This is a genomic window from Echinicola shivajiensis (assembly GCF_018642165.1).
Classification (GTDB): domain Bacteria; phylum Bacteroidota; class Bacteroidia; order Cytophagales; family Cyclobacteriaceae; genus Echinicola; species Echinicola shivajiensis.
Window position 1 is genome coordinate 316,832 of record NZ_JAHHZM010000002.1, and the last position, 25,849, is coordinate 342,680.

The following is a 25,849-nucleotide window of genomic DNA, read 5'->3' on the forward strand; positions in this document are numbered from 1 at the left end:
AGCTTATTTGTTGGGAATAATTTTAACAATGCCTTTTCCTCCGATTGCGGCATAGATGTAATTGTCTGGGCCCGTTTTTACATTTCTTAATCTACCCAATCCATCTAAAAGCTTCGTTCTGCTGACCACCTTCTTGCCGTCCATTTGAAGTAATTCAAGGTATTGGAATTTTAAGGAGCCTACCAAAATGCTTCCAGCCCAATCGGGGTAGGTTTCTTCTGGTACAATGGCAAAACCTGATGGGGCAATAGATGGAACCCAATAGTAAATAGGTTGTTCCATTCCTTCTTTACTGGTATCTTCAGTAAGCATAGAATCGTCATAGTTGATACCATAACTTACCAGCGGCCAGCCAAAGTTGCCTCCTTTTTTTACAATATTGATTTCATCGCCACCTTGAGGGCCGTGCTCATTGACCCAAATCTCCTTATATTTTGGGTGGAAAAGCATTCCCTGTGGGTTTCTATGTCCATAGGAATAAATAGCTTTTTTAGCATCGTCCTCATTTACGAAAGGATTGTCTTTTGGAATGCTACCATCGTCATTCAGACGGTAAATTTTACCATTATCCCTGGTAATATCTTGCGGGTTGTTGTCCCTGTCTCCTCTATCTCCGGCAGAGAAATAAAGGTGGCCCTCATTATCAAAAGTAAGTCTAGAACCAAAATGTTGTCCTTTTTTGGTGTTTGGACCAGCTTTATAGATCATTTCATGATCAGAAAGTTCACTGCCGTTGAATTTTGCTCTTACTACTGCAGTATTGGCACCTTCTCCTTCTCCTTCAGATGAAGCAATGGTAAAATACACCCAGTTGTTGTTTTCAAAATCAGGGTGGAGGGCAAGGTCCAACAATCCTCCCTGTCCTCTTGAAGATACCTCAGGAGCGTTTTTTACTTCTGTTTTTTTGCCGTCCTTTACAAGGAAGAGTGTTCCGGCCTTTTCTGAGACCAAAATGCTGCCATCTGGTAAGAAGTCCATTCCCCATGGATCATCAAATCCTTCTACTATTGTTTCTACCGTGTAATTTTTTGGATCTTCAGCTACAGCAGGTGTGTTTACGCTTATCCCGGGTCGGTTATCTTTTTCCTGTGCGCAGGCGCTTGCGGCTATTAAACTAAAAGAGAATAATGTTAAAGCGCATTTTAAATGCATGCTGGTTTTTAATTTCATAATAAATAGGCTTATTATTATAATAGGTTTTATGAATTGATTTCATTCCCGAAAGAAATTGTAAAAATGTAGTTTTACAATTCCTTAATGGTTTTAGCAATTTGGAACTAAATATAAGCAATAACCTAGTGAATTGGATAATTCAATAGGCCAAGATTCCAAATTACTTCAATGGTATACAATAATTATTAGTTTTTAGTATTAATCAAATATCCATATTGTATATTTAATATGGACTTAATATTATCCGATCGGAAAATTAACAATATGAATAGAGTAAATAACAGAGTTGTTTTCGCGATGATGCTGTCCCTATTAGCATTTTTTGCAAGTTGTAGTCAGTTAACGGAATCCATATATACTGATAATGTATTGGAGTATAAGTTAAATACCATTAGTACTGCGTATGGGTATACAGGCAGGGCAATATTTAAAGAGTATTCAGATGGAAGTGGACTGCAACTGACCCTTATCTTGGAGGGGGAAGCAGACAATAAGGCTTACTTTTTTCCTGCTCACCTGCACAAAGGGAGTTATCAGGATGTGGAAGCTTCTATGTTAGAAAAATTGAATCCAGTGGATATTAGACCGTTAAGAAGTGTAACCATTTTAAAGGGGTATACTTATGAAGATATAAAAGAGCTTGATGGACATATAAAGGTTCATTTGGCGGAGGATGGTCCTGATTATAACACTATTTTGGTAGCTGGAAATGTAGGGGTCAATGCCGTGCAGGAATGATACTAAATTTCCTCAAAGAGATAAATAGGAACAAAAATGAAAAGGGGCAGGGATAATTTACCCGTGCCCCTTTTATAAGCTTAATCCTTTCCAATTAAAAAGTCACATCAAATGTAAGGTCAAGGTCTGATTCTCCTCCAGCCTGAGCGTAATTTTCCCAATGCGGATTTTCAGCACCTGCATAAGCTTTGTCCAAGCCATGTCTAAGGACAAGTCTTATTTTTCCAGAATTGCTGATTAAGTTGTTATCTATCTTTACAATCCCCTCTAACCCAATTGGGTGGCCATCAACGTCTGAATCATCATAGGTGTATTCCATAAAGGAACTCGCTCCCACAAAAGCAGATCCCAAAAAATAAAACTGGTGCTCATCGGATTCTTCCTCAATTTCTTCAGTGATATCTTCCTCTGCAATGCCGTTATATGCGGTTACTTCCAACCGATAGCTTTTGCCACTTTCCAATCCGTTTATAATATCAATTTCCAATTCTCCGCCTAATGAAAGGCCTTCTCCTGATGACGCAACATAATCCATTGCAGTGCCTATGCTGTTTCCTGATTCATCCACCTCTGTGAAGCTAAGGGTAACATCAGTAATCACTTCCTGATCAAGTTCAGGAACAGGATCGTCCTTCCCGCATGAAACTAACGAAAATGTAAGTCCCAGTAGTAAAAGAAGAGTCAATAAGTTTGATGTAGTTTTCATAGATATTGGTTTAGTTTTCGTTAAAATTGATATTTAAGTCTAAGGGATATGTTTCTTCCCATTTGATGGCTGTAATATCTGAACCTGTCCATATAATCTTTATATTCCGTATTGAGGATATTATCCACAGATAAGTTGGCTTTAAGGCTATTTTGTCCCTTTGAAAAGAGTACAGTACTTATACTTATATTCCATAGATTATATCCTGATGGTGCTGGTGCCAAATCAAAGTCAGGTTCCCTTTTTTGGCGAAAAACGGAAAGATTACTCAGGCTAACCTTATTATCGCTTAAGGTTCCAATGCTGGGTAGATCATAACTTATTCCAGTTTCAACTCTATCAGCAGGAATGAATGGCAGGTAGTTTTGATCAATCAAGTTCTTTGCCCTGACCATGGCACCTTTTAGAAACCATGATATCCCATTGTCATGTTGGTAAACCGAACTTAAATCCATTCCCCAAAGGCCAGCATCGGTTTGGAGGTATTCATAAATATTAAAGGTTCCGCGAAGAGATATGTATTTTTCTCCTGTAGGATTGAGATAAATATAGTTGTTGATTTTATGGTAATATCCAGTCCATTCAACATCCCAATTTCCTTTGTTAAAGTTTAGGGTATTGACCCACTTGATGGCCTGTTCACTTACAAAGTCCGGATTCCCAATCTCCACAGCAGCAGCTCCATGGTGAAGGCCTTCACTAAATTGCTCATTGATATTGGGAGGCCTCCACGCTGATCCAATATTGGAGCTTAGTAACCAGTTACTATTAAAACTATAGGCAGCTCCAACTGAAGCTGTAAAGTTCTTAAAAGTATAATCCCTCTCTTCAAGCTCTCCATCCTTATATCTGGCAGCATCTACGTACCTGAAGTCGTATCGTGCACCAGCTTCCAATTCCAAGTTGCCATTCGTGTATTTTTCAATGGCAAAGGCTCCTAAATTGATCAAATCATAATTTGGAATTAGGGGAGTGACCCCTGTGCCAGGAATATTATTGTTGGCTTGTTGGAGCAAATTGATGCCTACTGACCCATTCCAATATTTAGTACTTGGGTGTTCATAGGAAAGATTGAGTGTATTGGTAAACAATTCGAGATCCAAAGCTGCTCTGTCATTAAGAGCCCCACGCCTTTTATCAAATTCCTGTCTGTTATTTTGTTGGAAAGCGTATTCTAAGTTAAGTACGGCTTCGTTTTTTAAATGATAGTGACCTTTTGCTTTGAAAAGTTGGTGAACAACTTCCTGTCTAGGATTTACAATTTCATAGCTAAATTCAGGGTTACTGAATGGCCGTCCATTTTCAATCAGCTCATCCAAGTCTGATGAGTTGCCAGTGTGGGAGTCACTGAGAATGCCAATTGTGGTGGAAAACCTACTATAAAACAGGTCCATTCCTATGTTTTTTGAATTATAACCCAACGCACCGGAAAAATTAAGTTCGCGGATGCCCGTGTTGTCCTGAAAATAATTGGGGGATTTAATATTTCCTCCAGCTCGACTTGAGGCCTGAACCCTATAGCCAAGCCCTTGCCATTTTTTGCTGCCTCCCTCTAAGCTGATGGCAGCAGCTCCTGATCTTCCGTTAGTAGCACCTACGAGATTGGCTGTGCCTCTAAAGCCTGCTTTAACGGGTAACTTGGGAGGGGTCACCAAGATCACTCCACCCATTGCCTCAGGCCCAAACCTTACTGATTCGGCACCTTTTACTACTGAAATATCCTCAGCCATGAAAGGGTCTATTTCCGGTGCGTGCTCACCGCCCCATTGTTGGCCTTCCTGTCTGATCCCATTATTTAAGATCATGATTCTATTACTGTGCATTCCATGAATGACAGGTTTGGCAATATTGGCACCTGTGGAATAAGTTGTAACTCCAGATAATGATTTAATGGTTTCTCCTAAATTTCCCCCCCTGTTTTCATCAAGCAATTCTTTACCTAGACTGCTTACAGAGTTCATGGTGTTGACGGCATCTTTGTGTCCAATTATTTCAACTCCATCGATGGTGTATTCTTTTTGGTTTAATCGAATGGTCAAATTGACATTTTCGTGAACATTGAGGGGAAGAATTTGGGATTGATATCCCATGGATTCTACTTTAAGTTCGAAATGGCCTTCGCAAAGGTTATTAATCCGAAAATTTCCGTTTTGGTCTGTCACCGCCCCAATATTGAGGTCTTGAACCCATATATAGGTATTGATCACAGCTTCATTGCTTTCATGATCCAAAACTTTTCCCCTAAGGATATAGGAGCAATCCTTCTGGGCTAAAAGCTTAATGCTTAAAAGCAAAAAGGTGAGTAAAAATACACTTAGTTTTAACTTGTTCATTATTGACAACAAAGATAATGCAATATTGTTGCTTTTATAATGTTTTTGCAACTTTGTTTCATTAATAAGCGAGGATTTTATATTCAACAATTTACTGACAGGCAATAAGGATGGTTTTTGGGTAAAAAAAAAGTACAGCCCAATTAAGCTGTACTTTTTGCGTATATAGTTACTGAAATTTGGATCAATCATATTGCGGTCTGTTTCCGCCAAATGCTCTTAAATTATATGTTAAGGTAAGCATAAAGAATTGCTTAAGCACGTCTGTTCTTACGTTTTCTATATAAACATCGGTAATATTTCTTTCAATACTAGTGTTTTGATTCAATAAATCGAAAACAGTCATTTTTAATTCCAAGTTTTCAGAAGGAGGGAATCTATATCCTAAATCTGCATTCATCAACCAAATAGATTGGTCAAATTCTTCACCAAGCCCGGCATAAAGCTGGTTGTTAATGTTGGTGCTGATGAAAAAACCTCTCCAGAAGTTCCAGTACAGGTCTAAGCGGGTGCTCTGGGAATAGTAATTAGAGTTTCGGTCAGATTGAAGCGTGCTTCTAACAACATTATAATTGGCGCTGGTGCCAAGGTTAAAGTCCAGTTTTTCTCCTACATTACTGGTGATGGACAAACCTTGTCCCATTCCTAAGTTATGATTTGTATTAAGTTGGTCATTAATAAGCCCAGGCTGATTGGAATAACTGAATCTTGTGTCTAAGTTCAAGTTACTTTTTATAAAGCCAAGAGGGAAGCCAAAAGAAAAGCTCGTACTTGCATCGTAAGCATTGTTAAGGTTAACAGGTCTTCTCAATTGACCGCCTTGCCGCAACAATACATCATTATTTATCAGAGTGTCTTTGGTGGCAATATAGGTGCTGGTTCCCATATAGTTTTTTCTCACCCTACCTGAAAAGTACATGAAAAATGACTTGGAATTTTCAAGGTTGATTTTTCTTACCCTTGTGAAAATTCGATGTTCATATTCCTGTTCCAGATTAGGGTTGCCCATAGAAATGGAAAGAGGGTTGCTATTATTGATTACATCCTGCAGTTGATTTACAGAGGGAGCATCAGTGTCTGTTCTATACCCAAATCTAATATTGGTTTCCTTATTGGGTTCGTATGTGATATAGACCCTTGGGATAAAGTTTTTGAAGGTCCTCTGGGTATTTTCGAAACCTGGGAAAAGACGGTCACTGTTAAGGTTGGCTATTTGGTAAACGAAGGAAGAGTAAATTCTTAATTCCTCACCAGCATATTGATATCCCAGGTTCATTTCGTGGTGACGATAACCATTATCAAATTTGTTACTAAGGGTGCTGTCCTTCTCAAAATTGAGCGATTCCATTTCCCTTACACTCACATCTCTATCGCTCAGCCCATTGTCATTTCTTAATTCATATTCCAGCCTTAACTGGGAGTTTTCCCCGATAGGTTCTGTATAAACTATCTCACCCTCAAATCTATTGGAATTTGAAGTATTATTGGTTCTCTGAATCAGGCTGTCCAAGTTTTCTGTTTGATAATTCCTATTGGCAGAGATCAATAAGGATTCCCCACTGTTTTTTCTGTACCGGGATTCGATGGTGGTAGAAATGGTCCTGCCAGGTTTGTTAAATTTATAGCGATAAGTTAAATCGTTGTCTATTCTTAAGGCATCGCTGTTGGAGGAAGTCAAGTTGGCTGTTTCACTGATAGGAGTGGACTGGTTATATAGGTTTCTGGCCAAGAGGCTATTGATAGCGTCAGATTTTTGATAAGAAAATCTTGGTCTCCAGATAATCGCATGTTTGTCGGAAATGTCATATTCCAACTTAAGCGTCATTCTGTGGGTTTGACTATTGTTTTGGTCTAGTCTTTTTTCATCATAGAACTGTAGACTGTCACTAGGAAGAATATATTCTCTACTTGAGGTTCTATTCAGGATGTTTCTACTATCATTGAAGAAATAATTTCCGGAAATTTTGGCTTTGCCATTATCAAATTTATCTGTGAAATTAGTTCCAATCGCATTGGTTTTGGTAATTCCGGGCAATGAGTTAACAGTTAGGTCATCACTGTCCCGTCTTCCCCATCCACGGTTGTTTCCGGCTCCAAATGCACCTGTTAGGTCATCAGCTGAAAAGTTTTGTTGATTGATATTATTGCTTAGGCCAAGAACTGAAACTCTCTTGGCACCCTCAAAGAAATGTATGGCACCTCCTGCTAAGTAGTTATCATCAGTTCCATAACCGGCAAAGAGCTGACCGAATTTCCCTCCCCTTTTTTCTTTTTTAGTGATAATATTAATGGTTTTGATAGTTTCTCCATCATCAAAACCAGTAAGTTTTGCTTGGTCACTTTTTTGGTCCAAAAACTCAATCTTGTCAATTACCTCAACAGGAAGGTTTTGCATGGCCATAGCCGGATCATCTCCAAAGAATGGTTCACCATCTACCAGTACACGACCAACAATCTCTCCTTGAACTTCTATGGTCCCACCTCTCATGTTTACTCCGGGCATTTTACGGATCAGTTCTCCAGCACTGGCTTGTGGACGCGTCTTATAGGCATTGGCATTAAAGGAAACAGTATCTCCTTTGACTTCACCGGTCATGATTTGTCCTTTCACCTCAACCTCCTGAAGTTGAGTGGCATCCTGACCCAAGGCGATGGTTCCAAGGTTATTGTTTTGGAGATTGGTATAAGTTTTTCTCAGTGTTTCAAAACCTATGAAGCTTATCTCAAGAATGAAAGGTAATGTGGTTGGTTTGGCTATCTGAAAGTTACCATTTTCATCAGAATAGGTGTTTCCGATGGTTTCATTTTCAGTGTTCTTAACAAATATATAGGCTCCGGGTAGGGTTTCTTCACTTTGTTGGTCAATAATTTGACCTTTGAGAACTTCTTGTGCCCACAGATTTTCTTGAAAGGTTAAACTTATTAATAAAAAAAGTAAATAAAATTTCTTCATGTTTCTGATATTCAATTGATTGTGGATAGTGGGGGATTGGTTTTTATAATATTACACTACAAAATTAGGCAAAGGTTTTCTCTACACTTATGTTATTGTATGAGTGGAAACAAATTCAGTTAAGCGGGGAATTTTATGGTTAAGGACACTACCGTTTGACAAATAAAATTTTTGGTAAATTCACTAATTATGATAATTGCTAAATCGGTTGATTAATAATTTTTGTTCTAAAGGGCTTTTAGAATAACACAGACAGAGTTGATTTTCCTGTGTTTTTGGTTAAATTGATCTGTATTGTTTTGTTAATTAATTGTTTAAATAGCTAGAAGATGAGAAAGCAGTTGTTAAAAGTTATGGTAAGGCCTCTTGTGGTTTTATCAATGGGATTGTGTGCCGTTCTTACTTCATGTCAAGATGTGGAGGAAGCAAAGGTATCCACTCTGGTAGATCAAGCTGCAGATATCAATGGGACTGTTATTCCAGGTAAGTATATTGTAGTTTTGAACGATCAAAAAATCAACTTCAGACGGAAAGGGGGTTATGAAGATATGCAAGCTTCTTTGCGCAAGGAGGTGTCTTCTATGCTTGCAGATTTCCGAGTGGCGCCTGAAAATGTTGAAAGGGTTTTCAGCGCTGCGTTGGAGGGGTTTGCTGTAGATTTAACTGATCAGCAGTTTAAACTTCTTAGTCGCGATAGTCGTGTTAAATTTATTGAGCCAGACAGGGTAATCGCATTGGCTCCGCCTCCAGGAAAAGGTCCTGGAAATGGCGGAGGTGGTGAAGAACCTTCAGGAGAGATGGTTCCCTATGGAATTTCGAGAGTTGGTGGTCCTGTAGATTATACGGGCGATAATGTGGCTTTCGTAATCGATACAGGTATTGACCTGGACCATCCTGATTTGAATGTGGATGCCTCGAAGGGCTTTAATGCCTTTAATACAGGGAAAGATAGCAAATCATTGGATGATGGAAATGGGCATGGCTCTCATGTGGCAGGAACGATTGCAGCGATCAATAATAATATTGGTGTCATAGGGGTTGCTGCTGGAGCTACAGTGGTTCCTGTAAAAGTATTGGATTCAAGAGGTTCAGGTTCTTATTCAGGGGTCATTGCTGGGGTGGATTTTGTAAAGGCCAATGGAAAAAACGGTGATGTGGCCAATATGAGTTTGGGTGGGCCAGTTTCCAATGCATTGGACCAGGCTGTAAAAGATGCAGCCGACTCAGGGATTAAATTCAGCCTAGCTGCAGGTAATGATGATGAAGATGCCAATGGACATTCCCCTGCAAGAGCAAATGGCCCAAATATTTACACCGTCTCAGCCATGGACAAGAACGATAACTTCGCCTATTTTTCCAATTTCTCCAATCCACCAGTGGATTACTGTGCACCGGGCGTGTCAATAGAGTCTACGTGGAAAAATGGAGGGTATAATACGATAAGTGGTACTTCCATGGCAGCTCCCCATGTAGCGGGTATCTTATTACTGGGAAATATCCAAAGCAGTGGAACGGTCAATGGTGATCCTGATGATGACCCTGATCCAATTGCGTCTCACTAAGGTGATAATTAAATGAAAAAATATTAGCCTCCCGATTAATTTTGGGAGGCCTTTTTTATATCTCTCCCAATTGGATTTTCTTTTTCAACTCTACCAATAAATATTCTAAACCATTTATGCGAATTTCATACATAGTATTTAGCCACATGCCTAATTTCCCTTCAGGAAATCCTTTTCTATACATCCAAACCAAATAATGCTCAGGAATATCACAAATAAGCCTTCCCTTATACTTTCCAAAAGGCATTTTTTTTGTTATTAAGTCAAGCAGGATTTCTTTTTGCATAGACGAAGATATCTGAAAAACGTATTAACTTTAAATTCCTAGGAATACAATTTGTTATTTAATTCATAACTATCTGTCAAGTAGTAGCTAAATCAAGTCCATGAATCTTCGTCTGAATAAGTATTTTCTTGTCTTTTCAATCAGTTTTTTAGCTCTTTTATCCGTGCAGGCACAGGAACTGCAAGGAAGCTGGAAAGGAGAGCTCAGTATAATGGCCAGAAAACTCCCGATAGTGTTTCATTTTGAGCAGGAGGCTGGCGAATGGAAAGGAAGTATGGACAGCCCTTCTCAGGGTGCAAAGGGCCTTGCTGCAGACAAGGTATTGCATGCAGCTACGATGGTTTCTGTGGAGTTGGAAAAATTTAAAATCACCTATGAGGGGGTATTGATGAATGATACCATCAAAGGTACCTTTACTCAATCTGGAGTAGAAATTCCTTTGGATCTGATCAGAATGGCGGAGGAAGAATTGTTGGGCGCCCCAAAGCCGCAGGAACCCATAGAACCCTTTGAATATGATGTTATTGAAACCAGTTTTCAAAATTTGAAAGCAGGTATAAAGTTAAAAGGTACCATTACGAAGCCCAAAGGGATGGGGCCCTTTCCTGCCGTTGTTTTGGTCAGTGGTTCTGGAGAGCAAAATAGAAATGGAGAAATATTTGGCCATAAGCCATTTTTGGTCATTGCGGATTATTTGACTAAGAATGGAATCGCAGTCTTGAGGTATGATGAAAGGGGAGTAGGCGAGTCGGAGGGGGATTTTGCTGAAGCCAATAGTTTCGATTTTGAGAAAGATGCTGAGGTAGCCCTGAATCATTTGAAGAAATTTCCTTTTGTCAATCAATTAAAGAGTGGTGTAATCGGGCATAGTGAAGGAGGGATGATTGCCTGGATAATGGCGGCAGAGACCAAGGGAATGGGCTTTGCGGTTTCTTTAGCTGGTCCGACTGTTCCTATTTCTGAACTGATGATGCAACAAAGTCAGGATGTACTAGAGTCCTATGGGGCTTCAGAGGATTTGATTGAAGAACAAAGAAAAATTAATGAGGTGCTTTATAAAGTGTTTGAGGAAACAGAAGACTTTAATGATTTAAAAGGGAATTTGACCGTGGCTTTGAGGACTCACTTACAGGAGGTGAATAAGCTGGATTCCCTGAGTCAAGAGCAGATCCAGGAATTGGAAGATGCCTATAGTCAGATGATTTCACCGTGGTATTTCAATTTTATGAAATTTGACCCCCAGCCTTATATTGGTCAGACAAAGATTCCCGTATTGGCAATATTTGCAGAAAAGGATATACAGGTAAATGGGGGGATCAATTATCAATCTTTGGAAGAAATTAAAAAGAATGAAGGTATGGACAATATCAGCATAAAGCTATATCCTGGACTAAATCACCTGTTCCAAACTGCCGAAACAGGAGCTATAGATGAATATGCCCAAATCGAGGAGACCTTTAATGAAGAAGTATTGGCGGATATAGTGGCTTGGATTAACGAATTGTAAGGATGTATGGATAATTGTTGATTTTCATGTAGAAATCCATTTTTTATGAAAAGTTTGAGGGTTTGGTAAAGATTTCTTGCAAGAATTTCAATTTTGATCAAAAAAAGATGAAAAACTTTAGCCAAAAGGCAGATTAATGAAGCCTTAATTTCCTTCCTAAATATTAATTCAATAAATTTGGCATAGTTAAAAACAGCCGTCCAAAGCTAAAGTACTGCAGGAAGCATTTGGCATTTTTGCAAACCATATGTGTGGAATTTGGATGCTGTAATCATAAGTCGAAAATAACAACATAATTTTACCTATTAACCTTACTAAAAATGACAAAGATTAAAGTAGGAATTAACGGATTCGGAAGAATTGGTAGACTGGTTTTCCGCGCTGCCCAAGAGAGAGATGATATTCAGATTGTGGGTATCAATGACCTAGTTGACGTAGATTACATGGCTTACATGTTGAAGTATGACTCTACTCACGGGATCTTCAAGGGAGACGTAGAAGTTAAGGATGGCCAGTTGGTTGTAAACGGTAATGCAATCCGTGTAACTGCTGAAAGAAATCCTGCTGACCTTAAGTGGTCTGATGTTGGTGCTGAATACGTAGTAGAATCTACTGGTCTTTTCTTGACTAAGGATTCAGCTAAAGGTCACATCGAAGCTGGTGCTAAGAAAGTGATCATGTCTGCTCCTTCTAAGGATGACACTCCTATGTTCGTAATGGGTGTAAACGAATCTTCTTACACTTCAGATATGCAGTTCGTTTCTAACGCTTCTTGTACTACCAACTGTCTTGCTCCATTGGCTAAAGTGGTGAATGACAACTGGGGTATCGAAGAAGGTTTGATGACTACTGTACACGCAACTACTGCTACTCAGAAAACTGTTGACGGTCCTTCTGTGAAAGACTGGAGAGGTGGACGTGGTGCTGGTCAAAACATCATCCCTTCATCTACTGGTGCTGCTAAAGCGGTAGGAAAAGTAATTCCTGAATTGAATGGTAAATTGACTGGTATGGCGTTTAGAGTTCCAACTCCTGACGTTTCTGTAGTTGACCTTACTGTTAAATTGAAAAAAGGAGCTACTTACGAAGAGATCTGTGCTAAAATGAAAGAAGCTGCAGATGGCGAATTGAAAGGTATCTTGGGTTACACTGAAGATGCAGTTGTTTCTAACGACTTCATCGGTGACGCTAGAACTTCTATCTTCGATGCAGGTGCTGGTATTCAGTTGAGCGACAAGTTCGTGAAATTGGTGTCTTGGTATGATAATGAGTGGGGTTACTCTAACAAAGTTGTTGACCTAGTAGCTTATATCGCTAGCAAATAAGAGGTTATTCAACCTTGAACATATAAAAGCCAGCTTGATTGATTTCGAGCTGGCTTATTTTATTTCTATTATATAAGAAGTGATAGACTTAATCATATTGCCTTTCGCACTGCTAAACTGATAAAAATCGGAAAATGCATATTGCTTTCCATTCTGCATTTTCATTGTCCCGTTCACAGCTCCTTCTTTTCCATGAGACAATATTTGATGTAGGGCTAATTCAGCAACTTTGTTTGTTTTCATATTTGGGAGTTCACCCTCAAAATTTTCCTTTCCGGTAATTTTTTTGTCCCCTATAATATTCCAGATGATTTCGTCCGATATGCCTTCTATGATAAAATCCATATTTCCCTCTGCAAAGGCTATATTGAAAGATTTTAAAAACTCCATTTTTGGGGAGTTTCCACAATTAGGACTTGAAATTATTTTCGCCATTCAACAATATTTTTTTAAAAAACTTATAGAAAATCTACATCCACCCAAGTTCACGCATTGCCCAAGAAGAATTCCAAATTTTGGTCATACTTTCTACCTTACCTTCACCATTCATTTTTAGGGCATAAACATACTCTGAATTTGTAGTTTTGTTGGTAGGAGCTATAGGTCCTCCATCTCCGGAATGTTTTCCAGTAAAGGTGGAAAAGAATAAAGCGGTGCTATTTGATTCATCATAAGCTGAAGCGTGCAAATTATAGGTAGAACCGGGCATGGTAATATTGCTTAAATGTTCCACCCAATTTACATAATCTTGTACTTTTGTTATATCGTTTAGGGCTTCACTTTGGGCATTAAATTTTGCATTTTCAGCAACATAACTTTTACATGCTTCCCATCCTTTGGCAGATTCACAGTTGTGAAAGAATGTTTTTGCATTTTCGAAGGCCTTCATAGTATTTGGGTTTAAAATGTTAATAGATCAGTACTTAAATTTAGTCATATTTTTATAATTCAAGAAGTGATTCTGTATTTGTAATAAGTTGGATTATAGTGTTTTATTTATATAAAGTAAATAGGTGTAGTTGTTTGAAATTCTGTGTTGACAAAAAAAAGCAGCGATCTTAAAAACCGCTGCTTAGTATTTTATTGCGCTATAATGGATCAGTCCATTACGATTTTATAACTAGGATCATCGTCTGCATAATTGACGTTGATGATTTTTTCTGCTTTTTCCAATAAGGTTTTGGAGCTTGTGCTCAAATGACGGATATAGACAGTCTTTCCTACTTTATTGTACCTTTCAGTTACCTTGTGAACTGCATCTATACCAGAGTGATCCACAATGCGGCTTTCAGCAAAATCGATAATGATTTCGTCAGGATCATTGGTAGGGTCAAATTTTTCACCAAATGTAAGTGCAGAGGCAAAGAATAATGGTCCATAGATTTCATAGTGCTTTACACCGTTTTTATCAATGGTTTTTCTGGCACGGATCATCTTGGAGTTTTCCCAAGCAAATACTAAGGCAGAAATGATCACACCAACCAATACCGCCAAGGCCAAATTGTGCAAGAAGATGGTCACCAAGGTCACTACAATCATCACCAAAACATCGGTAAAAGGTACTTTTTTGAAGATTTTAAGGGATGCCCATTCGAAAGTTCCTATGGCCACCATAAACATCAGTCCTACTAGGGCGGCCATAGGGATCATTTCTATATAGGATGAGAAGAAAAGGATAAATGTCAGTAAACCGCAGGCTGCTACAATTCCTGAAATCCTGTTTCTACCACCAGCATTGACATTAATCAAGCTTTGGCCGATCATGGCACATCCACCCATTCCACCAAAGAAACCGGTAGTCACATTGGCCACGCCTTGCGCGATACATTCTTTATTTCCATTACCACGAGTTTCAGTAATCTCATCTACCAAGGTCAAGGTCAATAAGCTTTCAATCAGTCCTACCCCCGCCATAATAGCAGAATAGGGAAGAACTACCATCAGAGTTTCCCAGTTTAGAGGCACCATTGGTAAATGAAATTCTGGAAGCCCACCTGAGATGGAGGCCATGTCTCCAACGGTCTTGGTGTCAACACCACCCAAAATTACAATACCGGAAATGACCAATATGGCAGCTAGGGCAGAAGGGATAACCTTTGTAACTTTTGGAAGGAATTTGATGATCACCATAGTAAGGATAACCAGACCGAGCATGATATACATAGGAGGACCTGAAATCCATTCTTTGACACCTGGAGCAGTCTGGATTTTGAATTGCTCAAATTGAGCTGTGAAAATGATTACGGCCAAACCATTTACAAATCCATACATTACAGGATGTGGGACCAAACGGATCAGTTTTCCAAGTTTCAATACGCCTACCAAAATCTGGATAATGCCCATCAGTATAACCGCTGCAAAGAGATATTCTACACCATGACTCACCACCAAGGCCACCACGACAACAGCAATAGCGCCAGTGGCACCTGAAATCATCCCTGGCCTTCCTCCAAGCATTGCAGTGATCAACCCAATAAAAAAGGCTGTATATAATCCAATCAAAGGAGATACTTGAGCGATAAGAGAGAAAGCTACGGCTTCAGGTACTAATGCCAGAGCAACAGTTAAGCCTGAAAGTACTTCATCCTTTAGTGTTGATTGCTTAGGACGAAAAAGGTTAAAGAACATTTGTGTCATGTCTTTTTGGTTTAATTGGTATGGTAAGATTGTATGTTTAGAATGTTTGGGCCACTGTTATTTTCCGAAACATTGGTTAAATATCGGGTGGGTTAAAAAAGCCACCGCAGATCAGGGTGGGGTAGGGATAGGTTTTATTGTGGCAATGGTTGTCATAAGTGGTACAAAGGTAATTGTTTTTTTTAAAAACAGAATAAAATTTCATTAAAGGGCAGCGAACTATCGCTTGGTGAAATTATTGTGAAGGTTAAAGCGTTGCATATGAGTTTGTTGTGTTGCTGTTTTGTTAATAAAACGGTGTGTTTTTTATTGTTTGTACTGTGTTTTATTATGGTGATTGAATAATTTAAAATAAAATTAGTGTTTCGTTAAATGGCAGGTTTAAATGGTGAGTGTCACCCAACTATTTGCATATTATAGGAATTGAAAAGAACTAAAAAAGCTTTAATTCTTGGCAGTATTTTAATAAATTATATATGGGAAATCCCTTTTTTCTCAGGATGAATTCTACTAATTCTTTGTTTTATCAGAGCAATTTAAGGTTTGTGTAATTAAAAAGACACCGCCATGGACGCTTATCAAAATACGATTAAAGAACTTTTAGCCCATGCAGGCATTTGTGTTGATGGGACTGCTCCCTATGATATTCATGTGATGGACCAACGGTTTTATAAAAGGGTGCTCAGTAAAGGTTCCCTAGGATTGGGAGAGTCCTATATGGATGGTTGGTGGGAATGTGAGGCTTTGGATGAATTTTTCAATAAACTTCTAAGGGCCAAATTGCATCAAAGAATTAAAGGTGATTTCAGGATGATTTGGCAAGTCTTTAAGGCCAAATTGTTTAATCTCCAAAATATTAGGCGGTCCAAAGAGATTGTGGTTCAGCATTATAATATAGGTAATACGCTATATCAGAATATGTTGGACAAGCATATGATGTATAGTTGTGGATATTGGGATGAGGCAAGGGATTTGGATGATGCGCAGGAGAAAAAGCTTGAGCTGATCTGCCAGAAGTTAAAGTTGGAAGCTGGAATGCGAGTACTAGATATAGGCTGTGGATGGGGTGGATTTGCGGCCTATGCTGCTCGGCATTATCAAGTAAGCGTGGTAGGACTGACCCTTTCTGAAAACCAAGCAATATTGGCCCGCGAACACTGCAGGGGATTGGACGTAGATATCCGCTTGCAGGATTACCGTGAAATCCACGAAACATTTGATCGAATACTGTCCATCGGAATGATGGAACATGTAGGTGTCAAAAATCATCAACGCTATATGGAAGTGGTTCATGATAATTTGAAAGACGACGGAATTAGCCTTCTACATACCATAGGGAAATACACATCTTTTGAGTCCACAGATCCATGGATTGATAAATATATTTTTCCCAATAGCCTAATCCCTTCTGCGGCTCAACTCACGAGAGCCATGGAAGGATATTTTCAAATAGAGGATTGGCACAGCTTTGGAACCTATTATGATTATACGCTTATGGCTTGGCTTGACAGGTTTAGAGCAGCATGGAAAAGCTTAAAAGGGAATTATGACCAAAGGTTTTATAGAATGTGGCAGTATTACCTCACCTGTTGTGCGGGTTCATTCCGGTCCCGAGAGAATCACTTATGGCAGATAGTCATGGTTAAGGATACTTTTAATTCAGAATATAGGGCTGTAAGGAATTTATGGCAAGGGCAATATTAGAATTATTATGGAGGTTATGTAAGTATTAGGCATTTGAGATAGTTGAATTCAATTAATTTCCTTTAATTCGTCTCATCGAAACTTTATTTTGAGGAGATCGAATGTGAATTAGTTAAAGATTAAAATGCTATCATGCTTGACGGTAGAAATAGAAAAGATATTAAAATAGGGGATTTTGTGGAAATTGTTCAAAAACACCATCAAAGGACTGGTGAACTTACTGATGGGCTTGTAAAGCGTATATTGACCAAGTCTCCAAATCATCCGCATGGAATAAAGGTTCAGTTGGATACCGGTGAAGTAGGAAGAGTGAAAAATATCATTGAGGAGGATTAATCGGTTTCCTCAGGGGCGAACAAATTTGATTAGGGACAAACACCTTTAATGAATAATTAGATGTTATAATCAATTTGAACTAAGCTCATGTGAGATACCGAATATTAAGAGTTTACTAAAAATAAAAAAAAGGAGCTACAAAGCTCCTTTTAATATTTACGCCAACCAAGCACTCCAAGGAATTCTTGAAAGGATCAAGAGTAGGGCAATACCATAGAACATATAAAGACTTCTATACCTTGCTTTGCTATTGTTCAATTTCTTAGCTCTGCTATAACCTACTGTAATCAAAATGATAGCAATGATATTGATCAAAGGGTGTTCAAGGGCATAAAGTCTGCTGACAGCATCTCCCATAGCGTTCCCACTTGATAAATTAGAAAAGCCTAGAGGGCTGATGAAATAGATGGCTATTCCAGCGATCAATTGAATATGAGCGGGGATCAATCCAATCAAACCAAATTTACGGCTTTTATCAGTAAATTCTCTATTGCCCAATGCGCCAATTAAGGCATAAATAAAAACAATGGCCAGACCCGCAAGGACTAAGTAAGCCATTCCGGAATGAAGGTGTTGAATTCCTGTTTGCATGTTATTTTTTAGTGTTTTTTTTCCGCCCCAAATTAACGCAAAACTTAGGAGATTTTAATGTTTTTGCAATAGTTTAATCGACTAGGAAGATTTATTTGTTGGATTCGGAATAACCAAAAACACCTGCTTTTTTAAGAACTTGAAAATAGCTTAGTTTAAATTATCCATTGAAAGGTTATCGGCATAATTGGTCCCTATCGGAACAGTAAACTTGTCTACTGTGACCTGATGTCTTTCAATTTTGTCAATTTTAGACTTATGCACTATGAAAGACCGATGTATGCGACAGAAATTTTGTGGCAGGAGTTTTTCAGCTTCCTTAAAGGTCATTCGGGTCATGATTTTGTTTTCATGTGTTTGAAAGGTGACGTAATTGCCTGCTGCTTCCAAAAATAGAATGTCCTTAATTTGTATTTTGACCTGTTCAAAGCCTGTTTTTAGAAAAAGGTAAGGGATTTCCTCACTTTTACTTTGGTTCTTCAGCATCCATAGTTCATTTGCCTTGGTACAGGCTTTGGTAAATCTGGCCAATGAAAATGGTTTCAATAAGTAATCAATAGCGTCCAATTCAAAGCTTTTGACCGCATGCTCAGAATAAGCCGTGGTGAAAATGACCATGGGCTTATTAGCTGGAAGAGTAGCAAACTCCATCCCAGAAATGTCTGGCATTTTTATGTCCAGAAAAATAAGTTCTACGGGATGGTTTTGCAGATAATCCAAGGCTTCGAAGGCGTTGGTAAATAATTTTTCAAGTTGGATAAAATTTACCTTGGAAGCATGGCTTTTTATTACTTCCAAGGCTAAGGGTTCGTCATCTATGGCTATAGCTTTTAGCATTAACTTTTTGTCAGTTGTATGGATAAATGTACAAAATATTCTAAATCATTTTCCCGGATAACCAGCTCATGTCTGTTAGGGTAGAGTAGTTTTAACCTTTGTTTCACATTTTGTAGTCCAATTCCGGAAGGTCTGTGCTCAGGATCATCGCCACTTTTTCGATGTATGCTATTATTGATGTCCAAATGAAGAGAACCCTCTAGGCATCTTAAGCTTATTTTAATCCAAGACCTTTTTTGAAGACTAATACCATGTTTGAAGGCATTTTCTATAAAAGGTATTAATAGCATTGGGGAGATGCTTCCTTTACAGTGATCCTCATTTCTGCTAAAGAGTATTTCAATGTTTTCCTGTTCCTGGATTCTTAGTTCCTGAAGGTCCACATAATTGATCAGATAATCAATTTCCCTGTCCAAAGGAATGGTGTCCTGCGTGTTTTCATGTAACATGAATCGCATCATATCTCCCAGTTTTTGTACACTTTCAGCTGTTTTTTCAGCGTCTTCCTGTAAAGAGATCCCATAAATTGTATTTAGGGCATTAAATAGAAAATGTGGATTGATCTGGTTTCTGAGTTGCTTGAGATCAGTCGTCTTTTCTTCAAGTTGAATATTTAAATTATCCAGGGTTTCAATATAATTTTGGTATTTCCTGAATATGGCGTTGGAAATGGGGTTGATGACCAACATCAGGACGATTATGGATACAATTCCAACAATCAATACTTCTTCCTCTTCAGTAATCCCGGTAAGCGTAATAAAAACCAAAGCAATTAATGCCGGCAATAGCCAGTAATAGAACTTGGCCAATTTTAAACTCCCTAATTCTCTATTTCTATGGATCAAGAAATAATTGTATAGAAGAATCAGCAAGATCGCAGGTATAATAAACAAATAGATAATGGTGATAAAGAAGTGGATATATTGATGGAATTTGAAGAGGAATATGCAAAGGAAAATATACGCTGTGGTTAGTCTTAAGATATTGTAGGTGAGGTAGTTAGGTTTTGAACTGTTTAGAGTAAGGTTTTTTAGGAAACTTACTACAATAAAATAGCCGGCATAAAGGGCTATTCCGGAAAAATAAAATGGAATAATAATATCGTTGCCAAAATTAGCGCCAACATAAAAGGCACCAATTAGAAACCATGATGCAAAAAACAGCAATGCCCCAAAAAGGATTAGTTTCCATAATTTATGCTCCCTTTTATACATTGGGATGACTTTCATATGCATAATATAGAATGCCACAAACATAATAGCAGGCATAAATACAAAAGCCATATATCTTGCCATTTCCTTATGTTCATGATTAAGGGAGCTTATTCCTACTTTAGCACCTAGAATATTGCTCAGGATAATCAGGAAAAAGGCTATGGCTACCAGCCATAATTCAATGGGTCTAAATTTTAAAGGTTTTTCTCTCATAGTATTTGCATGTAAAATATAAGGGCAATGATAAGTGCTCCTTTAAAATCCCACAAAAAAATGTGATCAACCCCTTTATAAATGGGATAAAAAAAGGTGACCATTTGGTCACCTAATAGGGGTTTGATAGGTATGATTATAATTTCTTGAGTTCAGTTCCACTAATGTAGTCTAAAATATAGCTAAGCTGCAAGCCCAAAATTCCCGCAATCGGTTGTGCAACCAATTTCGTGATTATTATTTAAATGAATTCTAAATTAATTTGATGGAGTTTTGCTTGAATGCTTGGGAATGTGTATGTTAAAACAAGATTTGTCCTGCCTGTCAAACTAAAGGAAATCACCCAAAATATCCAGATTAACGATTCAATTTTATATGATTTGGGAGTCTTTTTTGGTACCAGAAATGAATAAGCTCTATTGAGAATATTTCGTTGTAGTGGCCATAAAGCCAAGTAGGATGAATAATCGCTATAAATTTTTAGATTTGTTAAAATTAAAGCAAATTCATGTCGGAAAAGCATCAATTAACACTTAAGGATATTGCCCGGGAATTAGGACTGGCAGTTTCTACTGTATCTAGGGCATTAAAATCTCACCCTGATATCAGCAAGGAGACCATTAAGCTGGTAAAAGATTATGCTGATAAGCATCACTATGTCCCCAATTTATTGGCTGTTAATTTTCGTAAGAGCAAGACTTTTAATATTGGCTTGATCATTCCTGAGCTGGTGCACCAGTTTTTTTCTACCATTATTAGTGGTGTGATAAAGGAGGCCAATGAATATGGGTATAATGTGATGATTTGCCAATCGAATGAGCATGTAGATGATGAGAAAAAAGTGGCCAAGGCCTTGCTGAATAGTAGGGTAGATGGAGTGATTATTTCTTTGTCCAATGAAACTGATGAAGTCAGCCATTTGGAGGATTTCGTTGCCGCAGATATTCCAGTGATTCAAGTGGATAAGATCAGTGACCAGTTTGACACCCCAAAGGTGATCGTTAATGATTATGCCGGTGCCTATCAGGCAGTCAGTCATTTGATGGATTTGGGTTATCAAAGGATCGCCCATATTAGAGGGAGATTGATCGTTCAACATTCCAATGAACGATATAGGGGGTATGCGGAAGCACTTGAGAATTATGGAAAAGAAGTCAATGAGGAATATGTTAAGGTTTGTGATTTATTAACAGAAGAGGAGGGATATCATTTTGCACAGGAACTATTGAGTCTTCCTGAGCCTCCTGATGCTTTTTTCTGTGTCACGGATTTAGTGGCATTAGGTGTGATGAAGTATTTGCGTGAAAAAAACATTAAAGTTCCTGATGAAGTTGGTATCATAGGTTTCAGTAATTGGAAATTGGGAGAAATAGTTAGCCCAACGCTTTGCACGGTTGATCAGCCTGGCTATGAAATAGGAGAAAAGGCGATGCAGTTATTACTGGATAAGATAAATAATGGCATGGAAAGTCCAAATGAAAGAGTAGTGCTAAATGCTGATCTAATCGTCAGAGAATCAGTTAAAAATGTAAAGTCAACGGTTTGAAATGTCATTGATTAATTATTGATAACTTTTACTTAATATTTCCTTAATTTGCGAGCTGAAAATTGGCTCTAGTCCTGAAAGAAATGTAACTTGATGAAAAGTTAAATGGACATGGAGATAGCCTTTACCCTGATAACTCTGACCTTATTGTTTGGACTGAGCTTATTGTCAATTTATCCAGAAAAGTATTTTAGGAAGTTAAGCTACAAATACTCGCATCAACATTGGCCCGACTATAAAAAGTTACGATTATCCGAGCCTTTCTTTTTTTGTTTTTTAGGGGGGTATATCATTGCTTTTGTAGCGGTTTATTTAATTTACTAAGAAAAAATCCCCATGAATTAAATATGTTTAACTCTATAGGGATTTTTTATGTCTTTTCTATTCCGAATCTATGATAGCGATTGGTTTTCTCTGGAGGCCAGTTCAAGTATTTTATCAAACTCTGAAGGCTCCAAGTCTTTGAAGAAATAGTTAACAGGATTGATTTTTCGATTGTCCTTAATTACTTCATAATGCACATGTGGAGCGGTAGAAGTCCCTGTATTTCCTACTTTGCCAATTTCATCACCTCTTTTGACAGTTTGGCCCTTTCTCACGGAGAATTCATTCATATGACCATACCGTGTTTTGAACCCGAAACCATGGTCAATAACAATGGATTTTCCATAACCCCCAAATTCAGTTTTGACTTCGACAATTTTTCCATCTCCTGTGGCATAAATGGGGGTTCCTTTTGGAGCAGAGAAATCAATGCCTGGATGCATTTTCCTTACTTTTAGAATAGGGTGCAATCTCATGCCAAAACCAGAGGCCAGTCTGTTGAGATCTTCATTGTGTATAGGCTGAATGGCCGGGATGGAAGCCCAATATTCTTCTTTGTTCAGTGCTGTTTCCGCTAACTCATCATATGAAAGTGACTGCACATACATTTGCTTTTTAAGCTTACCTACTTTTTCCAGCACATCTATGATCAGCTGCTCTTGACGTAAGCCTTTTTCTTTGAGTTCTGCATATCGGTCACTTCCTCCATAGCCAGCTTCTCTAATGGATCTTGGGATGGGTTCTGATTCAAAGATCACACGATATAAATTATCATCTCTTTCCTTCAAATCTCCCATCATACCGTTTAGGCGGTTGATTTCAGTATTCATCATTTGATAATAAAGCTTTAACTCTTCATTTTCTTTTTTAAGCAAAAGCTCCTTGGGACTGTCGAAATAATAACTGAATACTAATAAGATCCCTACTGCAGTAATGGAGGAAAGGGAAAGGAAACCTAATACGCCCAAAAGCACATCCCATTTGCTTTTTGTGTATCGTTCGTATTTACAGGTTTTTGGATCGTAGTAATATTTTATCCTACTCATTATTAAATCAATGGTAATTCTTCTATTTTTGTACCCCTATAGTTGGGTACGGGTGACTATTTTAAAAACGCTCAATTCGCCAATATAGATATATCAATTGTATTATCCGAATATTAATAAGCATAACTCATTACATGGACGCTAAAAGAATAAGAAGTACTTTTATAGAGTATTTCCAATCCAAGCAACACCAATTCGTGCCTTCTTCACCGATCGTTGTTAAAAACGATCCAACACTGATGTTTACCAATGCCGGTATGAATCAGTTCAAGGACTATTTCCTTGGTAATGAGGTGCCTGCCTATACTAGGGCTACTAACAGTCAGAAGTGTTTGAGAGTTTCAGGGAAACACAATGATTTGGAAGAAGTGGGTGTAGACACCTATCACCACACCATGTTTGAAATGCTTGGTAATTGGTCCTTTGGAGACTATTTTAAGAAAGAAGCCATAGCTTGGTCTTGGGATCTGTTGACAGAGGTATATAAACTTCCTAAAGACAGATTGTATGTGACCGTGTTTGAAGGAGACGCTGGGGATAAATTGGAAAAAGACATGGAAGCCTTCGGAATGTGGGAGGAACATGTTGAGAAGGAAAGAATTCTCTTTGGAGATAAAAAAGATAATTTCTGGGAAATGGGTGATATTGGACCTTGTGGACCATGTTCCGAAATCCATATTGACCTAAGACCAGAAGAAGAAATCGAGCAGGTTCCAGGAAAGGACTTGGTCAATATGGACCATCCCCAGGTAATTGAAATTTGGAACCTGGTATTTATCCAGTTCAATAGACAAGCCAATGGCAGTTTGAGTGAATTGCCTGCCAAGCATATAGATACAGGAATGGGTTTTGAAAGATTGGTGAGGGCCATTCAAAACAAGACCTCCAATTATGATACCGATGTATTTACTCCGTTCATTGAGGCGGTGGAGAAGAAGTCTGGCAAGAAATACGGCGAGGATGAAAAGATCGATATTGCCATCCGAGTAATTGTAGATCACATCAGGGCTATTTCCTTTACTGTTGCAGATGGTCAGTTGCCTTCCAATAATAAGGCCGGTTATGTGATCAGAAGGATCTTGAGAAGAGCCGTAAGGTACGGTTATACCTTCCTAGGTTTCAGTGAGCCATTCTTATATGAATTGCTTCCTCTGCTATCCGAACATTTTGGAGAAATGTTCCCGGAGATTGCTTCCCAGCAGGAATTTATTGCCAAGGTGATATTTGAGGAGGAGCAATCCTTTTTGCGCACCTTGGACAATGGGTTGAAAAGACTGGAACATATCAAAGCTGATATGGACAGCAAGGGTGAAAATGTAATCCCTGGTCAAGTAGCTTTCGAACTTTATGATACTTTTGGCTTTCCACTTGACTTGACTTCTTTGATTGCGAGAGAAAACGGCATTTCTGTGGATGAAAAAGGTTTTGAGCAGGAAATGAACAAGCAGAAGGAAAGATCCCGTGCTGCTGCAGAACATGAAACCGGAGATTGGATATTAGTAGGTGAAGAAGGTGGGGTACAATTTGTCGGCTATGACAATTTGGAGAGTACCACCCAGATCATCAAATATAGAGAGATTAAAGAAAAGAAATCCACCAAATACCAATTGGTATTGGAAGAAACCCCTTTTTATGCTGAAAGTGGTGGACAGGTAGGTGATACAGGTGTTCTGGTAAATGATAATGAAAGCATCAAGGTGCTTGACACCAAAAAGGAGAATGACCTTATTGTGCATTTTGTGGAAAAACTTCCACAGGACCCTTCTGCCAGTTTTACCTGCAAGGTGAATAAGAGCAAAAGGGAGTTGACCATGAATAACCATACAGCTACCCATTTGTTGCATGCTGCATTGAGAGAAGTACTAGGTGATCATGTGCAACAAAAAGGGTCTTTGGTCAATGAAAACCTATTGAGATTTGACTTTTCGCACTTTAGCAAACTGACCGATGAAGAGATTGCAAAGGTGGAGCATATTGTCAATCAGAAGATTAGAGAGAATATTCCGTTAAGTGAGCAAAGAAATGTCCCAATTGAGGAAGCCAAGAAGATGGGAGCGACAGCTCTTTTCGGAGAAAAATATGGGGATTTTGTGCGTGTAATTACCTTTGGTCCTGAATATTCCGTAGAACTTTGTGGAGGTACCCACGTATCATCAACGGGTAAAATAGGTTTGTTCAAGATTGTATCAGAGGGGTCCATTTCGTCTGGCGTGAGGAGAATTGAAGCTATATCAGCAAAAGCTGCAGAAGACTTTGTTAATGAACAGTTGTCATTGGTAAAGGAATTGCAGGACATGCTGAAAAACCCTAAAGACCTGAAGAAATCCATTCAAACATTGATTCAGGAAAGAAGTGAACTTAAGAAAGAAGTAGAAGCTTTGCATCTTAAGCAAGCTGCTGGATTGAAAGATGAACTGATCAATGCCCAAGTAAACAAGGATGGCATCAATCAGATCATTACCAAGGTTTCTTTGCCATCGGCAGATGCCTTGAAGAAATTAGCCTTTGAGTTGAAAAACGAGGTTGAAAATGTGCTTGCTGTGATTGCCGCAGATATCAATGGCAAGCCTCAGGTAGCAGTGGTCATTGCAGATTCTCTAGTTGCTGAAAAGGGACTTCATGCAGGAAATACAGTAAGGGAATTGGCGAAGGAAATCCAAGGTGGCGGAGGCGGCCAACCGTTTTTCGCGACAGCAGGAGGTAAGAATATTGCTGGCTTGGATCAGGTAGTGGTCAAAGCAAAAGAAATGTTTTCTTCCATATAATTAGTTTTCTCGGGTTTATGATTTGGTTTTGGGTGAAAACTCTACCATTTTTG

The 25,849-nt window shown here is 38.6% G+C and carries 20 protein-coding genes; 8 read left to right on the top strand and 12 right to left on the bottom strand.

The features are described 5' to 3' along the window. Positions 1-3: 3 nt before the first annotated feature. Positions 4-1,170, bottom strand: coding sequence for a PQQ-dependent sugar dehydrogenase (locus KMW37_RS05825; RefSeq protein ID WP_215223671.1), 1,167 nt, complete (start codon positions 1,168-1,170; stop codon positions 4-6). A 267-nt stretch (positions 1,171-1,437) separates the two neighbouring features. Between KMW37_RS05825 and KMW37_RS05830 the strand changes: the two genes are divergently transcribed. After that, on the top strand, positions 1,438-1,911 hold the full coding sequence (locus KMW37_RS05830) for a hypothetical protein (protein WP_215223672.1): 474 nt from the start codon (positions 1,438-1,440) through the stop codon (positions 1,909-1,911). A gap of 94 nt (positions 1,912-2,005) precedes the next feature. Here KMW37_RS05830 and KMW37_RS05835 read toward each other — a convergent pair whose 3' ends face one another. The 3 genes from KMW37_RS05835 to KMW37_RS05845 form a co-directional block, all read right to left on the bottom strand. Further along, entirely contained in the window at positions 2,006-2,617 is a 612-nt protein-coding gene (locus KMW37_RS05835) for a hypothetical protein (protein ID WP_215223673.1), read from the bottom strand. 20 nt (positions 2,618-2,637) lie between these two features. After that, positions 2,638-4,950, bottom strand: coding sequence for a TonB-dependent receptor (locus tag KMW37_RS05840; RefSeq protein WP_215223674.1), 2,313 nt, complete (start codon positions 4,948-4,950; stop codon positions 2,638-2,640). 184 nt (positions 4,951-5,134) lie between these two features. Further along, positions 5,135-7,903, bottom strand: coding sequence for a TonB-dependent receptor (locus tag KMW37_RS05845; RefSeq protein WP_215223675.1), 2,769 nt, complete (start codon positions 7,901-7,903; stop codon positions 5,135-5,137). A 329-nt stretch (positions 7,904-8,232) separates the two neighbouring features. On the opposite strand from KMW37_RS05845, the gene KMW37_RS05850 reads away from it, so the two are divergent. Continuing rightward, positions 8,233-9,465: a S8 family peptidase gene (locus KMW37_RS05850; RefSeq protein ID WP_246581356.1), complete on the top strand. Its 1,233-nt coding sequence runs from the start codon at positions 8,233-8,235 to the stop codon at positions 9,463-9,465. Between the two features lie 55 nt (positions 9,466-9,520). Here the strand turns inward: KMW37_RS05850 and KMW37_RS05855 are convergent, their stop codons facing one another. Then, a complete protein-coding gene (locus KMW37_RS05855; RefSeq protein ID WP_215223676.1) occupies positions 9,521-9,751 on the bottom strand; it encodes a DUF3820 family protein in 231 nt (76 codons plus the stop codon). Positions 9,752-9,851: 100 nt separating this feature from the next. Between KMW37_RS05855 and KMW37_RS05860 the strand changes: the two genes are divergently transcribed. Together KMW37_RS05860 and gap are read left to right on the top strand one after the other, a co-directional pair. Then, positions 9,852-11,258 (top strand): alpha/beta hydrolase family protein, encoded by a 1,407-nt coding sequence (locus KMW37_RS05860; protein ID WP_215223677.1) that lies wholly within the window; start codon positions 9,852-9,854, stop codon positions 11,256-11,258. A gap of 320 nt (positions 11,259-11,578) precedes the next feature. Further along, on the top strand, positions 11,579-12,583 hold the full coding sequence (gap, locus tag KMW37_RS05865; RefSeq protein WP_186756731.1) for a type I glyceraldehyde-3-phosphate dehydrogenase: 1,005 nt from the start codon (positions 11,579-11,581) through the stop codon (positions 12,581-12,583). 54 nt (positions 12,584-12,637) lie between these two features. Here gap and KMW37_RS05870 read toward each other — a convergent pair whose 3' ends face one another. The 3 genes from KMW37_RS05870 to KMW37_RS05880 form a co-directional block, all read right to left on the bottom strand. Further along, positions 12,638-13,018 (bottom strand): nuclear transport factor 2-like protein, encoded by a 381-nt coding sequence (locus KMW37_RS05870; RefSeq protein ID WP_215223678.1) that lies wholly within the window; start codon positions 13,016-13,018, stop codon positions 12,638-12,640. Positions 13,019-13,052: 34 nt separating this feature from the next. Further along, complete coding sequence (locus KMW37_RS05875; protein ID WP_215223679.1) at positions 13,053-13,472, bottom strand: hypothetical protein; 420 nt, start codon at positions 13,470-13,472, stop codon at positions 13,053-13,055. A 209-nt stretch (positions 13,473-13,681) separates the two neighbouring features. Then, positions 13,682-15,220 (bottom strand): SulP family inorganic anion transporter, encoded by a 1,539-nt coding sequence (locus KMW37_RS05880; RefSeq protein ID WP_215223680.1) that lies wholly within the window; start codon positions 15,218-15,220, stop codon positions 13,682-13,684. 567 nt (positions 15,221-15,787) lie between these two features. On the opposite strand from KMW37_RS05880, the gene cfa reads away from it, so the two are divergent. After that, positions 15,788-16,924 carry a cyclopropane fatty acyl phospholipid synthase gene (gene cfa / locus KMW37_RS05885; protein WP_215223681.1) on the top strand — a complete coding sequence of 379 codons (1,137 nt, stop codon included), beginning with the start codon at positions 15,788-15,790 and terminating at the stop codon, positions 16,922-16,924. Positions 16,925-17,056: 132 nt separating this feature from the next. Beyond that, positions 17,057-17,260 (top strand): YwbE family protein, encoded by a 204-nt coding sequence (locus KMW37_RS05890; RefSeq protein WP_215223682.1) that lies wholly within the window; start codon positions 17,057-17,059, stop codon positions 17,258-17,260. A gap of 156 nt (positions 17,261-17,416) precedes the next feature. Here KMW37_RS05890 and KMW37_RS05895 read toward each other — a convergent pair whose 3' ends face one another. The 3 genes from KMW37_RS05895 to KMW37_RS05905 form a co-directional block, all read right to left on the bottom strand. Further along, positions 17,417-17,851, bottom strand: coding sequence for a hypothetical protein (locus KMW37_RS05895; protein WP_215223683.1), 435 nt, complete (start codon positions 17,849-17,851; stop codon positions 17,417-17,419). Between the two features lie 150 nt (positions 17,852-18,001). Continuing rightward, positions 18,002-18,688: a LytR/AlgR family response regulator transcription factor gene (locus KMW37_RS05900; protein WP_215223684.1), complete on the bottom strand. Its 687-nt coding sequence runs from the start codon at positions 18,686-18,688 to the stop codon at positions 18,002-18,004. Beyond that, on the bottom strand, positions 18,688-20,115 hold the full coding sequence (locus KMW37_RS05905) for a sensor histidine kinase (protein WP_215223685.1): 1,428 nt from the start codon (positions 20,113-20,115) through the stop codon (positions 18,688-18,690). The genes KMW37_RS05900 and KMW37_RS05905 overlap by 1 nt, the downstream gene beginning before the upstream one ends. A 508-nt stretch (positions 20,116-20,623) precedes the next feature. On the opposite strand from KMW37_RS05905, the gene KMW37_RS05910 reads away from it, so the two are divergent. Next, a complete protein-coding gene (locus KMW37_RS05910) occupies positions 20,624-21,661 on the top strand; it encodes a LacI family DNA-binding transcriptional regulator (protein ID WP_215223686.1) in 1,038 nt (345 codons plus the stop codon). 392 nt (positions 21,662-22,053) lie between these two features. Here KMW37_RS05910 and KMW37_RS05915 read toward each other — a convergent pair whose 3' ends face one another. Next, positions 22,054-23,031: a M23 family metallopeptidase gene (locus tag KMW37_RS05915; RefSeq protein WP_215223687.1), complete on the bottom strand. Its 978-nt coding sequence runs from the start codon at positions 23,029-23,031 to the stop codon at positions 22,054-22,056. A 134-nt stretch (positions 23,032-23,165) separates the two neighbouring features. On the opposite strand from KMW37_RS05915, the gene alaS reads away from it, so the two are divergent. Next, on the top strand, positions 23,166-25,796 hold the full coding sequence (gene alaS, locus KMW37_RS05920) for an alanine--tRNA ligase (protein ID WP_215223688.1): 2,631 nt from the start codon (positions 23,166-23,168) through the stop codon (positions 25,794-25,796). Positions 25,797-25,849 lie beyond the last annotated feature (53 nt).